The organism is Brevibacterium sp. W7.2, from assembly GCF_018137945.1.
Classification (GTDB): Bacteria; Actinomycetota; Actinomycetes; order Actinomycetales; family Brevibacteriaceae; genus Brevibacterium; species Brevibacterium sanguinis.
In genome coordinates this window covers 995,946-1,008,753 of record NZ_CP073089.1, presented here as the reverse complement: position 1 = coordinate 1,008,753, position 12,808 = coordinate 995,946, and the positions used below count along the sequence as shown (strand labels likewise).

Annotated in this window: 14 protein-coding genes; 1 reads left to right on the top strand and 13 read right to left on the bottom strand. The window is 70.0% G+C overall.

The genetic code is table 11. The features are described from left to right. Window position 1: 1 nt before the first annotated feature. From J9315_RS04390 to J9315_RS04380, 3 genes are all read right to left on the bottom strand, one after another. Window positions 2-595, bottom strand: coding sequence for a DUF1269 domain-containing protein (locus tag J9315_RS04390; protein WP_198499408.1), 594 nt, complete (start codon window positions 593-595; stop codon window positions 2-4). 223 nt (window positions 596-818) lie between these two features. Continuing rightward, a complete protein-coding gene (gene truA, locus J9315_RS04385; RefSeq protein WP_211978880.1) occupies window positions 819-1,673 on the bottom strand; it encodes a tRNA pseudouridine(38-40) synthase TruA in 855 nt (284 codons plus the stop codon). Further along, window positions 1,670-2,344 carry a LemA family protein gene (locus J9315_RS04380; RefSeq protein ID WP_211978879.1) on the bottom strand — a complete coding sequence of 225 codons (675 nt, stop codon included), beginning with the start codon at window positions 2,342-2,344 and terminating at the stop codon, window positions 1,670-1,672. The genes truA and J9315_RS04380 overlap by 4 nt, the downstream gene beginning before the upstream one ends. Window positions 2,345-2,574: 230 nt before the next feature. On the opposite strand from J9315_RS04380, the gene J9315_RS04375 reads away from it, so the two are divergent. Then, complete coding sequence (locus tag J9315_RS04375) at window positions 2,575-3,717, top strand: glycosyltransferase family 1 protein (protein ID WP_211978878.1); 1,143 nt, start codon at window positions 2,575-2,577, stop codon at window positions 3,715-3,717. Between the two features lie 60 nt (window positions 3,718-3,777). On the opposite strand, the gene J9315_RS04370 is transcribed toward J9315_RS04375, so the two are convergent. The 10 genes from J9315_RS04370 to J9315_RS04325 form a co-directional block, all read right to left on the bottom strand. Continuing rightward, entirely contained in the window at window positions 3,778-4,119 is a 342-nt protein-coding gene (locus J9315_RS04370; RefSeq protein WP_211978877.1) for a hypothetical protein, read from the bottom strand. 200 nt (window positions 4,120-4,319) lie between these two features. After that, complete coding sequence (locus J9315_RS04365; protein WP_211978876.1) at window positions 4,320-4,874, bottom strand: cysteine hydrolase; 555 nt, start codon at window positions 4,872-4,874, stop codon at window positions 4,320-4,322. 91 nt (window positions 4,875-4,965) lie between these two features. Further along, a complete protein-coding gene (locus tag J9315_RS04360) occupies window positions 4,966-5,550 on the bottom strand; it encodes a CbiQ family ECF transporter T component (RefSeq protein ID WP_249121024.1) in 585 nt (194 codons plus the stop codon). 157 nt (window positions 5,551-5,707) lie between these two features. Then, a complete protein-coding gene (locus J9315_RS04355) occupies window positions 5,708-6,427 on the bottom strand; it encodes an ABC transporter ATP-binding protein (RefSeq protein WP_211979253.1) in 720 nt (239 codons plus the stop codon). 182 nt (window positions 6,428-6,609) lie between these two features. Then, window positions 6,610-7,254: a biotin transporter BioY gene (locus J9315_RS04350; RefSeq protein ID WP_211978874.1), complete on the bottom strand. Its 645-nt coding sequence runs from the start codon at window positions 7,252-7,254 to the stop codon at window positions 6,610-6,612. Window positions 7,255-7,453: 199 nt separating this feature from the next. Continuing rightward, on the bottom strand, window positions 7,454-9,034 hold the full coding sequence (guaA, locus tag J9315_RS04345; protein ID WP_211978873.1) for a glutamine-hydrolyzing GMP synthase: 1,581 nt from the start codon (window positions 9,032-9,034) through the stop codon (window positions 7,454-7,456). Window positions 9,035-9,114: 80 nt separating this feature from the next. Beyond that, window positions 9,115-9,552: a DUF3817 domain-containing protein gene (locus J9315_RS04340; RefSeq protein WP_137825641.1), complete on the bottom strand. Its 438-nt coding sequence runs from the start codon at window positions 9,550-9,552 to the stop codon at window positions 9,115-9,117. Further along, on the bottom strand, window positions 9,549-10,484 hold the full coding sequence (locus J9315_RS04335) for an SURF1 family protein (RefSeq protein ID WP_249121023.1): 936 nt from the start codon (window positions 10,482-10,484) through the stop codon (window positions 9,549-9,551). The genes J9315_RS04340 and J9315_RS04335 overlap by 4 nt, the downstream gene beginning before the upstream one ends. Window positions 10,485-10,539: 55 nt before the next feature. Next, window positions 10,540-11,673: a GuaB3 family IMP dehydrogenase-related protein gene (locus J9315_RS04330; RefSeq protein ID WP_198499416.1), complete on the bottom strand. Its 1,134-nt coding sequence runs from the start codon at window positions 11,671-11,673 to the stop codon at window positions 10,540-10,542. A 217-nt stretch (window positions 11,674-11,890) separates the two neighbouring features. Then, on the bottom strand, window positions 11,891-12,790 hold the full coding sequence (locus J9315_RS04325) for a LysR family transcriptional regulator (protein WP_211978872.1): 900 nt from the start codon (window positions 12,788-12,790) through the stop codon (window positions 11,891-11,893). Window positions 12,791-12,808 lie beyond the last annotated feature (18 nt).

The following is a 12,808-nucleotide window of genomic DNA, read 5'->3' as shown; positions in this document are numbered from 1 at the left end:
CTCAGAGCTTCGCCTTGATCTTGTCGATGCGCTCCTGGCGCTTCTCCTTGCGTTCGGCCTTCTTCTCCTCCTTGACCTTCTGACGCGCGGCTTCGGCGGCGGCGTAGGCGGCGTCCTCGGCCGCGGCGACCTCGTCGAGCACTTCGTCCTCGGGACGGCGCAGCAGCGTCGCACCGGTCGACTTCGCGAAGTCGTCGAGGACGGTGGGATCGGATTCGACGACCTCGGCGATCACACCGGTCTTCCCCGCCGGCAGAGCCGCACTGAACACGGAGAGCGCGTCCTCGGCGTCGAAGGAGCGCTCCGCGTCGACCGTCGAGCCGATGAGCGCACCGGCGGCGAAGCCGAGGAGCATCCCGAGCGGTCCGCCGAGGACGCCGATGAGCGCGCCGATGCCGCCCCCGCCGAGGGTCGAGAGGCCGAGGTCGTTGTCCTGACCGTCGGTGACCCGCAGCTGGCCCTTGTCATTGCGTTCGACGACCGCCGAGGCGACGATCGAGAGCGCCTCGGAGTCGAGGTCGCGGAACTTGCTGAAGGCTTCATAGGCGGATCCTGAGTTGTCCCAGGTGAGGAGAATGATGTTGGTTTCTGACATGACACGCACCTGCTTTCTCCACGCGGCTCGGTCAGCCGCGAGGGTGGGGATGGAACGCCCCATCGGGGTCGGTGGGGTACTGAGAACTCCACCATCCCTGTAGTAAAGGGTCAATGACGGGTCATCAAGACGGATTGTTTTCCCAGGGGGCGGTCAGAGTCGCTCGACCGACCCGGCCGCTGCTCAGCCGACCCGGTCGTTGCTCGACCGACCCGGCTCCTGCTCAGCCGAGGTCGCGGCGGGCCATCGTCTGCGCGGCCCGGGCCGCGTAGTCGGCCGGATCCGGGTAGCCGACCCCGGTGAGGACGAGACCGTGGGCCGGGGTGACGTGCATCGGTCCGGTCGCGGTGATCCCGGCGTCCGCCTCGGCGAGGAGTTCCGCGGGCCGGGTCACCGGCCACGCCCCCGACCCGACGCGGATGAGGCCGCCGACGAGCGCGCGGACCATGTGATGGCAGAACGCGTCGGCGCGGAGGTCGATCGTGATGACGGCGTCTTGGTCGCGGGCGACATCGAGGTCGTGGAGGGTGCGGATCGTCGTCGCCCCGTCCCGGGGCTTGCAGAACGGGAGGAAGTCGTGGAGTCCGCGCGCCTCGTGCGCGGCCTCGGCCATCGCCTCGGCATCGAGCTCCCCCTTGTGCCGGGGCGTCATCGCGGTGAGCAGCGGGTCGAGGAACGACCGGTGGTCGGCGAGACGGTACTGGTAGGAGCGCCACAGTGCGGAGAAGCGGGCGTCGAAGTCGGCGGGCACCTCGGTCACGGCGTGGATGACGAGGTCGTCGGAGCCGTCGACGGTGAGCACCCCGCGCAGGCGCGAGAGCAGGGCCTGCTCCGGTGAGCGCCCCGACCGTCCGATGAGCTTGGCCAGGCCGGCCTCGTCGACGTCGATGTGGACGACCTGACGCCGGGCGTGGACGCCGGCGTCGGTGCGGCCGGCGACGACGGTGGCCACCTCGGTGCCGGTGACCCGGGCGAGCCCGTCCTCAAGGCTGCCCTGCACGGTGCGCAGGCCCGGCTGCTTCGCCCAGCCGTGGAAGTCCGTGCCCCGGTAGCCGAGGTCGAGGCGGAAGCGGGTCACGCCTCGACCACTCCCCGTTCCGGTCCCTGGTCGGCGCTGTCCGCATCGCGCGCCGAGGTGGTCGTCCCCGGTCCGCGGGTCACTGTCCTGTCCGTTGTGCGGGGCACGGCGGAGTCCGCGAGCGCCTCGGTGAAGTGCTCCCGCGGGGTGAAGACCCGACCGAAGAGGCGCGAGAGCGTGCGGCGGCGCTGGTGGTGGTAGCGGTCGACGTTGGCGTTGTAGAGCCGGGAGACGGCGATGATGCGCTCGGAGAGGACGCTGAGCTGACCGTGGAGCAGCTGGACGGTCATGTCGAGTTCGTCGCGCATCCCCGTTGAGGCGTCGGGTCCGCCGGTCGCCTCGGCGCGGCGTCCCGGGAGGGCGGCGGCATCGTTGATCTCCGCCGTCAGGGCGTTCTCCGCGGCCGCGCCGCGGGGGCCGAACGGGGCGCGTTCGGCGGAGGCGAGCGCGAGTTCGAGCGGGGCGAGATCGCGCGTCGTCACCTGCTGGAGGGTCCCGAGATAGGCGGGGACAAGGGCATGACGGGCGCGGAGTTCGACGACGAGCTGACGTTTCGCCTCGTCGCAGAGGGAGCGGGCCATCGAGAGCTGGTTGAACCGGAGGATGATGAGCATGACCGCGGCGACGACGAGAACCGAGACCGCACCGGCGGTGACGATGGTCCAGAACACCCGGGCTCCTCTCACGTGCGGTCGACCGAGGTGCCGGCCACCGCCTCGGCGGTTCAAGTTTACGCAGGGTTCACCCTCGTCGCGAACGCGTCGACCCCCGGTCACCTGGCCGGGTCGATTTCCGACAGTGGTCGCCGACACGTCGCCTGTCCGTCGCCGTGTCTTCACTCTGGCGGCGTGGACTGAGTGCTGTGAGAGTAGCGATCATTGCAGAATCCTTCCTCCCCAACATGAACGGGGTCACCCACTCACTCCTGCGGGTCCTCGAGCATCTGTCCGATCGCGGCGACGAGGTCCTCGTCATCGCTCCGGGCACTCGCCGCGACGGCCCCAAGGAGGTGTCGGGGGCGAGGATCGTGCGCGTCCCCTCGATCGCCCTGCCGAAGTATCGGCGCATCCGCGTCGCTCCCGGCGGCGTCACCCGCATCCGGCGTCTGCTCGAGAAGTTCGCCCCCGACGTCGTCCATCTCGCCAGTCCCTTCGTCCTCGGCTGGCGCGGGGTGCTCGCCGCGCAGAGCCTCGACCTGCCGACCGTGGCGATCTACCAGACCGAGGTGCCCGCCTACGCCGCGCGCTACGGGATGCACGGCATCGAGGCGATGCTGTGGACCCACGTGCGCAACATCCACCAGCACGCCTCCCTCACGCTCGCACCGTCGTCGTACACGATCGCGCAGCTCCAGGGCCTCGGCGTCGCCGAGGTCGATCACTGGGCCCGCGGAGTCGACTCGAGCCGCTTCGACCCCAGCCACCGCTCCGAGCAGTGGCGGCGCTCGGTGGCTCCGAACGGGGAGCGGATCATCGGCTTCGTCGGTCGCCTCGCCGCGGAGAAGCAGGTCGAGGACCTCAGCGTGCTCGCCGATGTGCCCGATGCCAAGCTCGTCATCGTCGGCGACGGTCCGTGGCGGTCGAAGCTCGAGCGTCTGCTGCCGAAGGCGCACTTCGCGGGCTTCCTCGGCGGGGACGCCCTCGCCCAGGCGGTCGCGAGCTTCGATCTCATGGTCGCTCCCGGTGAGCTCGAGACGTTCTGCCAGACGATCCAGGAGGCTATGGCCTCGGAAGTGCCGGTCATCGCTCCCGCCCGCGGCGGTCCCCTCGACCTCGTCGACTCCTCGCACACCGGGTGGCTGTATGCGCCGAAGGACCTCGCCGCGATGCGCCAGCACGTCGTCGATCTCCTCGGCGACGAGGCCAAGCGCCGGGCCTTCGGCGTCGCCGGACGCCAGCAGGTGCTGTCCCGCTCGTGGAAGAGCGTGTGCTCCCAGCTCGTCGGCCACTACTCCCGCGCGATCGAGAATCCCACCCCGCAGGTGATGGGCCGCAGCTTCAACGTCCTCGCCTGGGCGGGCGCGGAGGGCACCTCGACCCGCTGACGATCCGGCCGCCAGTGCCGGTGGCAGGCTGCGCACCCGGCCAACGCACCCGGCTGCGGCTCACTCCGTGCCGTCAGCGTTCGCGCCCTGCGCACGGGTGACCAGCCACGCGACGTAGAACGAAAGGGGCAGCGCAGTGGCGTAGATCGCGATCGGCGAGACGATGCCGCTGCTGAGGGTCATCATGACGACGAGACAGACGAGAGCCCCGAGGAGCGCGAACCGGTCGGCCGGGACTGCTCGAACCTTCCGCCGCAGGCTCACCCACAGTCCCGCACCAGCGAGGATTGCGGCGATGACCTGGACGGATGACAATGCGCTCGCGGTCTCGGGCACGCTCTGTCCGTTGCGGCCGACGCTGATGACGGAGAGGAACAGAGCGGCGATGATGACCAAGGGCATGCGATCCTCTCTTCGGTTGCGGTCCGCTTCCACCGTAACAGGACCACGCACACACGGATTCGCGTGCTCGCGGCGGCTCAACCCGCAGGTCATGGGCCGCAGCTTGGGTCTCCCTGAAATCGAGACGGACACTTCGCGTCGAGACCGACAGTTGTCAGTGCCGGTCTCGACGCGAAGTGTCCGTCTCGATGGCAGGGGCGTTACTTCCCGATCCACTCGTCGACGGTGACGACATCGGCCTGCCACGGCAGCACCTTCTCGATGAGGACCCGGTGGACCTCCTCGTCGCGGTCGGCGCAGGCGTCGGCGAGGATCGTCACGGGATAGTCGAGGTCGGCGGCCTGCCGCATCGTGGCGAGGATGACGCCGCGGGTGGCGATCCCGGAGAGGACGAGCTCGGTGGCTCCCAGTCCCCGGAGCACCTCGGCGAGGTCGCTGCCGCTGAATGCCCCGACGCGGCGCTTCGTCACGAGCAGCTCATCGTCTCGGCGTCCCATGGCATCGAGGATCTGCGTCGCCGCGCTCTCCTCGGACAGGTCGCCGTGGGAGGCGATGCGCATGAACGGTGAGGTCTCGGGCAGCTCCGGATAGCCGGGTCGCAGCGCCACGTGCACCCAGACGACGGGAATCCCGACCTGCCTGGCGTGGGCGATCGCGTCCTTGGCACGGGCGACGACCTCGGCCTCGGCGAAGGGCCCGGCGATGCCGTTCTGGAAGTCCATGGCCAGCAGGACGGTGCCGGTGTGGTCGCTCATGTGCATCTCCCCTCTGCGCGGGGTCACTCGCCCCGCTGGTTCCGACGGTACTCCGGAGGACACGTCAGCGCGGTGGCGTCTCTGCTGGCGATCAGTCGACGATGCCGCGGGCGTCGAGGGCGCGACCTGTGTCCTGCGCGTATTTCACCGATCGGAGGATCGCGGGCACGACTCGGGCCTTGAGGCTCGTCTCGAGTCCGCGGGCGCGGGCGGCCCGATCGGCATCGGTCAGCAGCCCCGAGATGTGCGAGATGGCGCGGACCATGAGTCCGGCGGTCAGGGCGATGACCTCGGTGTCGACGCCGAGGCGGCGCAGCGGGGAGACGATCGCCGCGAACGCGTCGAGGAGCTGGCCGACGGTCGTCGTCAGGGTGAGCAGCAGCGCCGCCTGGACGCAGGCGAAGACGGTTCCGGCCACGGCCAGACCGGCCTGCAGGGTCCCGAAGAAGAACTGGAGGACCATGACGATGATGACGAGAACCGCCGCATACGCCCAGGTCAGGGCGAATCGCCGGAGGGGCAGGCGGGCGTTGAAGCCGACGAGGACGAGGACGGCGAAGATCGACCAGTTGATGATCGGGTCGCGGAAGATCAGCGCGACGAGACCGATGACGGCGATCGCTGCGAGCTTCCACCCCGTCGGCACCCCGTGCAGCCAGCCCCGCTGTCGGCTCACCGTTCCGAAGAGCTGGGGGCGGCGCCGGACCCCGGCCCGGGTGCGGCCAGCCCGGACTCGGTCGGCCTGTTCACGGCCAGAACGAGCCTGCCCTCCCTGGGTCTGCCCTCCCTGGGTCTGCCTTCCCTGGGTCTGCCCAGTTCCAGTCTGCCGGGCCTCAGTCATGGGTCTCGCTCATGACGATGTCCCGGTAGGCTGCGACCGCCTCGGCGGGGGTGCCGTCGTGGGCGATGCGCCCGGCTTCGACGACGATGGCACGGTCGGCGATCCCGGCGAATTCGAGGTCGTGAGTGGAGACGATGATGCGGACGCCGCGCCGGGCCACGAGGTCGTTCAGCCGCGCGCGCAGCCGCTCCCGATTGCGCAGGTCGAGCAGGGTCGTCGGTTCGTCGAGGACGAGGATCTGCGGGTCGACGGCGAGGACGGCGGCGAGGGCGACGAGCTGCCGCTGCCCGCCGGAGAGCTCGTAGACGCTGCGGTCGGCGAGGTCGGCGATCCCGAGTTCGTCGAGCACGGCGAGAGCAGCCGCCCGGCGTTCGCGCTTGGGTACGCGGCGGCGCAGGGAGAGCTCGATGTCCTCGAGCGGGGTCGGCATGACGAGCTGTGCGGCCGGGTCGGTGAAGACGAAGCCGACGTGGGAGCGCACTTCGCCCGGCCGCCGGGCGGGATCGATGCCGTCGATGAGGACCTGTCCGGCGTTCGCGGTGACGAGTCCGTTGAGCAGCTGGAGCAGGGTCGACTTGCCCGACCCGTTCGCCCCGATGACGGCGACCGCGGGCTCGGTGAGCCGCAGGTCGATGTCGGTGAGGATCGGCCGGAAGGCATCCCCGGTGGGGGTGTCGTCGACGACCCCGACCGTCACCCCGGACAGGGAGATCTCCCGGCGGTCCCCCGCCGGGGCAGGGGTGGATCCGGCCGGCACCGAGGCGGTGGATCCGGCCGGCACCGAGGCGGCCGACCGCGGATCATCCGAGCCCGAGGCGGACCCGGGGTCTGCGGCGGACCCGGGCACCGCCTCGGCGGGCGGTGGGGCGTTCGATGATGAGCAGCGGCGGAAGATCACACGGCGTCCGGGATCTGGGGGCGGACGCCTCGGCGGCGGAGGATGTCGGGGAAGGCCCGGTGAATGAGGAGGGCCACGGACACCGCGAGGATGTTCTTGATGATGTCACCGGGCCAGTAGATGAGGTCAGCGGCGAAGGCGACGCCGAGCGGGAGGTCGCCGTTGATCGACATGCCGAGGATGCCGAGCGGGTGGTTGAGCAGGAAGCTCGCGCCAAGGGAGCCGAGGAACATCGCGACCCACAGGGCCACGCCCCGGTAGCGGCGCAGCGCCCAGCGGGCGACGAATCCGGCGGCCAGCGCGTAGAGGGTGAAGGAGATGATGTAGCCGGCGATCGGGCCGGCGAGCACGGCGATGCCGCCGCGCATCCCCGAGAAGATCGGCAGTCCGAGCAGCCCGAGGACGACGTAGAGTCCGACGGCGGCGGCGCCGCGCCACGGGCCGAGGACGAGGCCGCACAGCGCCACGGCGAAGGTCTGCAGGGTGATCGGCACGCCCACCGGACCGACGGGGATCGGGGGCAGCATCGCGAACGCCGCGAGCAGGGCGGCGAAGACGGCGATGAGCGCGATGTCGCCGGCCCGGCTCGGGGTCTTGAGCGAAGCGGTGCCCGCGGCGGCGGTGCTGTCTGCGTGGGTCATGGGTTCTCCAACGGTCGGGTCGTCCCGGGCCTCACCCGGGCTGACCCCACTGTAGCTGAACACCGTTCAGGAGTTGTCGGCAGGGCACAGATCGCGCTCCGCTTCTTGGCACTGCCCGACTCAGAGCCCGACCCAGCGCTCGACTCAGCGCTTGACTCGGCACCCGTGGACGCCCGAGGTCACCCCACACGGACGGCGCTCACTCCCATTCGATCGTGCCCGGAGGCTTCGAGGTGACGTCGAGGACGACGCGGTTGATGTCATCGACCTCGTTGGTGATCCGGTTCGAGATCACCGAGAGCGTGTCATAGGGGATCCGAGTCCAGTCGGCGGTCATCGCATCCTCGCTCGAGACCGGTCGGAGGACGACGGGGTGGCCGTACGTGCGGCCGTCACCCTGGACGCCGACCGAGCGGACATCGGCGAGGAGGACGACCGGGCACTGCCAGATCTCACCGTCGAGGCCGGCCTTCGTCAGCTCCTCACGGGCGATCGCATCGGCCCGGCGGAGGATCGCAAGCCGCTCCTCGGTGACCTCGCCGATGATGCGGATGCCCAGGCCCGGTCCCGGGAAGGGCTGGCGGGAGACGATGACCTCGGGCACGCCGAGCTCACGGCCGATCGCGCGCACCTCGTCCTTGAACAGGGCGCGCAGGGGCTCGATGAGCTGGAACTGGATGTCCTCGGGCAGCCCGCCGACGTTGTGGTGGCTCTTGATGTTCGCCGTGCCCGACCCGCCGCCGGATTCGACGACGTCGGGGTAGAGCGTGCCCTGGACGAGGAAGCCGATCTCCTCGCCTTCGTCCTTGGCCTCGAGGACGAGGTCGGCGGCGGCGGTCTCGAAGGTGCGGATGAATTCGCGCCCGATGATCTTGCGCTTCTCCTCCGGGTCGGTGACCCCGGCGAGCTCCTTGAGGAACCGCTCACGGGCGTCGACGGTGACGAGGCGGACGCCGATCGAGTTGACGTAGTCGTTCTCGACCTGTTCCCGTTCGCCTTCGCGCAGCAGTCCGTGGTCGACGAAGACGCAGGTGAGCTGATCGCCGATCGCCTTGTGGACGAGCGCGGCGGCGACCGAGGAGTCGACACCGCCGGAGAGCGCGCAGATGACCTGCTTGTCCCCGACCTGCTGGCGGATGAGGTCGACCTGTTCGTCGATGACGGACTCGTTCGTCCAGTCGGCTTCGAGACCGGCGACCCGGTAGAGGAAGTTCTCGAGGATCTTCTGCCCGTTCTCGGAGTGGAGGACCTCCGGGTGCCACTGGACGCCGGCGAACTTCCGCTCGGGGTGCTCGAAGGCCGCGACCGGGGTGTCAGGGGTCGAGGCGAGGACGGTGAAGTCCGCGGGCGCCTCGGCGACGGAGTCCCCGTGGGACATCCACACGGTGTAGGCGTCGGGGGTCTCGGCGAGCAGCGCCCCCTGGTCGGCGACGGCGACCGGGGTCGAGCCGTACTCGCGCTTGTCGGTCTTTGCAACGCGACCGCCGAGGCTCGTCGACATGAGCTGGAACCCGTAGCAGATGCCCATCGTCGGGACACCGAGGTCGAAGACCGCCTCGTCGAAGGGCGGCGCCGCTTCGTCGTTGACGCTCGAGGGTCCGCCGGAGAGCACGATGGCCACGGGGTTCTTGGCCGCGAACTCGGCCGCCGGGGCGTCATGGGCGATGATCTCGGAATACAGTCCCGCCTCACGGATCCGGCGGGCGATGAGCTGCGCGTACTGCGCGCCGAAATCGACCACGAGAACAGGAGGCACCTGTGTGCTCTGGGGGTTCGTCATGCCCCCAAGTCTAATCAACGGCGGGACGCACCGGATCGCCGGCTCCGGACGGAACCCGGCGACCGCCTCGGCGGGGGTCCTCAGCTCCTGGGAGCGACGACGACGGCGGCGGCGAGCTCGGCTTCGACCTGGCGGTGGATGCGGCGTTCGAGGATGAACGACATCACCGGGACGACGCCGGCGAGGGCGAGGATGAGGTAGCGGCCGAGGCTCCAGCGCATCTGCTGATTGAGCCAGAAGCAGCCGATGAGGTAGACGACATAGCACCAGCCGTGGCTGATCGCGATCGCCGCGGCGAGATTGAAGTCACCGAACATCAGCGCCGTCGACGGGTCCGGGGCGATGAGGTACTTGTAGATCATCTCGACCGTGAGGATCATCAGCATCGTGCCGGTGATGATCGCCATGACACGGTAGAACTTCAGGGCATTGCGCGCCGAGGTGAAGCGCTTGACGCTCCACAGGTTCGACTCGTCGACCTCGGGGCGGGAATCGAGGTTCTCGGGGTGGTCGCTCACGCTTCGGGTCCTTCGGTCGTGGTGCTGGCAGTCGGGGAGGGCTGGGTCTGGCTGTCGGCTCTGCGCGGTTTCGCTCCACCGTGCCGGTGGGCGGGCAGTCCGGTCAGCCCGGACATCACCTCGGGGTCGATCCGGGCTTGGCCTGCGGGTTTGACGATGACGTAGTCGCCGCCGGCCTGCGGATCCTTCGCACTGCCCCCGGCCTCGCCGAGGCGGGTCCTGACATAGTCGTCACGCAGCAGCTGCCACCACATGTAGAGGGCCATGCCGGCGAAGATCAGCCATTCGATCGCGTAGACCGCGGACTGGACGTCGAAGCCGCCCTCGTCACGGGTCGTCGTCGTGTCGACCTGGGTCAGTCCTCCGGTGCCCACCGAGGCGGCCGCCCCGGTCGCGGTCTCGGGCATGAGGAAGCCGGAGTACGTGAGCAGGTCGGGGAAGAGGTTGATGAGCTGGGAGGTCGAGACGGTCTTCACCTGTCCATCGGGCAGACCGGTGCCGGGTTCAGGTCCCTCGACGGGGCCGATGCGCGCTTCGAGGGCGACCGGACCCTCGAGGGCCCGCGAGTTCATCGCCGTCTCCTCGTCGGTGGTGAAGCCGCGGAGGACGGGGATCGCGATCGTCTTGCCGGTCGTGTCCGCGACGGCTCCCTCGCCGAGGCGGGCGTCGTCGGGGGCGAACATCGTGACCACCCAGAAGCCCTCCTCGCCGTCGTTGATCCGCCCCGGGACGACGACCTGGTCGTCGGGCAGCCACCGGCCGGTGAGGCTGACGCGCTGGTCGGCGAGGATGCCGGGCATCGGAGCCTGAGCGCCCATCACCTCGTTGAAGTCCTTCGTCTCATCGATGTCGGTCGCCGAGACGACGTCGTTCTTGTGCTGGGCACGGTCGACCTGCCAGGCCGACAGGCCGACGAAGCAGCTGACGAGCACGAGGACGAAGACCAGGGACCCCAGCCATTTGGGAGTCAGTGCCAGACGGAACAGATCAGACCACCGATCCAGGCTGGTACGGGGACACGGTGACGTCGACGCGCTGGAACTCCTTGAGGTCGACGTAACCGGTCGTGGCGAGCGCCCGGCGCAGGGCACCGGCGAGGTTGAGTTCGCCGATCGCGGTGCGACCGGGGCCGAAGAGGACCTGCTCGAGGCTGCCGACCGTGCCGAGTTCGACGCGGTGGCCGCGGGGCAGCTCGGGGTGGTGGGCTTCGGCACCCCAGTGCATGCCGCGGCCGGGGGCTTCGGTGGCGCGGGCGAGCGCGGTGCCGAGCATGACGGCGTCGGCGCCGACGCCGAAGGCCTTGACGATCTCGCCGCTCGTGCCCAGACCGCCGTCGGCGATGACGTGGACGTAGCGGCCGCCGGATTCGTCCATGTAGTCGCGGCGGGCGGCGTGGACGTCGGCGATCGCGGTGGCCATCGGGGCGTGGATGCCGAGCGTGCGCCGCGTCGTCGCCGCCGCTCCCCCGCCGAAGCCGACGAGGACGCCGGCAGCGCCCGTGCGCATGAGGTGGAGGGCGGCGGTGTACGTGGCGGCCCCGCCGACGATGACGGGGACGTCGAGTTCGTAGATGAACTGCTTGAGGTTGAGCGGCTCGGCCTGGGAGGAGACGTGTTCGGCCGAGACGGTCGTGCCGCGGATGACGAAGATGTCGACACCGGCATCGACGACCGTCTTGTAGAACTGCTGCGTGCGCTGCGGGGTCAGGGCCCCGGCGACGGTGACGCCGGCGTCGCGGATCTCCGCGAGGCGGGCGGTGATGAGGTCGGCGCGGATCGGGGCGGAGTAGAGCTCCTGCATCCGGGAGGTCGCCATGTCCGAGGGCAGCTGGGCGATCTCGGCGAGCAGCGGGGCGGGATCGTCGTAGCGGGTCCACAGGCCCTCGAGGTCGAGGACGCCGAGACCGCCGAGGCGCCCGAGCGCGATGGCGGTGTCCGGTGACATCGCCGAGTCCATGGGCGCGCCGATGAACGGCAGCTCGAAGTGGTAGGCGTCGATCTGCCAGGACAGGGAGACATCCTCGGGATCGCGGGTGCGACGTGCGGGGATGATGGCGATGTCGTCGAGCGAATAGCCCCGACGACCGCGCTTGCCTTTGCCGATCTCGATTTCAGAACTCACGCGCACAGCCTATCCCACCGGACTCTCAGGAGGTCTCAGCCGACTGTGAGGGAGGCAGCGGCTGCCGAGGCGGGTCGGTGCCGGGGCGCGGCCGTGGGAATTGCCTCCCGGAGGTGGATCCCGCTCGATTTTCGCCGCGAAGTCGAGCGGGATCCACCTCGGGGAGCGCCCCAACCGCAGTCCGGGGTGCGGTGTCCGGGGGAAGCCGGACGACTGTTCAGGGGAAGCGGTCGGCGGCGACCGCCTCGGCGGCGGAGGCGAAGGCCCGCACGTGCGGCAGGTGGGCTTCACGGTCACGGACGTGCATGACGACGCGGCGCACCGGGGTGGGGTCGGTGAGGTCGACGGCGACGAGGCCGGGCGGCAGGTGCTCGGTCGAGAGCCGGGGCAGCACGGTCACGGCGAGGTTCGCCGCGACGAGGGCGAGTGCGGCGTAGTCGTCCTCGGAGGCGGCGAACATCGTCGGCTCGAATCCTGCGGCAGCGCACGCGAGATCGACGACGCGGCTCGTCGGACCGTTCCACAGGTCGTAGTTGACCCAGCGTTCGTCGGCGAGCTCCTTGAACGGCACGAAGTCGCGGCCGGCGAAGGGATGGCGTTCGGAGACGACGACCCGGTAGTCGTCGTCGAAGAGCACGGTCCGCGACATCCCCGGCAGGCTGCCCTCCTCGTCCTGGGGGACCTCGTTGCGGATCTCGATCGTGCAGTGGCTGCGGCGGACCTTCGCCGGTTCGTTGAGCTGGATGTCGAAGCGCAGGTCCTCGTGTTCGAGGGCGACGGGGCCGATGATGTCGGGCAGGAGGACGGCGTTGAAGGAGGTGAACGCCGCGATGCGCATCCGCGGGCGGTGGACGGCGCTAAAGCTCTCGACGAGGCCGTCGAGGCGGCCGAGGCCGGTGAAGACGTCGGAGGACTCCTCGGCGAGGCGGCGCCCGAGTTCGGTGATCTCGATCCCGCGTCCCGACCGGCGGTAGAGCTCGGCGCCGACCGCCTTCTGCAGAGTCGTGATGTGCTGGCTCACAGTGGCCGGGGTGTAGTTGAGGCTGCGCGCGGCGGCGACGACCGAGCCGGTCGCGACGACGGCCCGCCACACGCGCAGGCGCTGGAGGTCCCACATCCGTCCAGGGTAGCCGAG

Coding starts and splice junctions, on each gene's coding strand:
- J9315_RS04350 (WP_211978874.1), bottom strand. CDS start 7,254: ATGACCCACGCAGACAGCACCGCCGCCGCGGGCACCGCTTCGCTCAAG.
- J9315_RS04375 (WP_211978878.1), top strand. CDS start 2,575: ATGAACGGGGTCACCCACTCACTCCTGCGGGTCCTCGAGCATCTGTCC.
- J9315_RS04390 (WP_198499408.1), bottom strand. CDS start 595: ATGTCAGAAACCAACATCATTCTCCTCACCTGGGACAACTCAGGATCC.
- guaA (WP_211978873.1), bottom strand. CDS start 9,034: ATGACGAACCCCCAGAGCACACAGGTGCCTCCTGTTCTCGTGGTCGAT.
- J9315_RS04325 (WP_211978872.1), bottom strand. CDS start 12,790: ATGTGGGACCTCCAGCGCCTGCGCGTGTGGCGGGCCGTCGTCGCGACC.
- J9315_RS04370 (WP_211978877.1), bottom strand. CDS start 4,119: ATGCCCTTGGTCATCATCGCCGCTCTGTTCCTCTCCGTCATCAGCGTC.
- J9315_RS04365 (WP_211978876.1), bottom strand. CDS start 4,874: ATGAGCGACCACACCGGCACCGTCCTGCTGGCCATGGACTTCCAGAAC.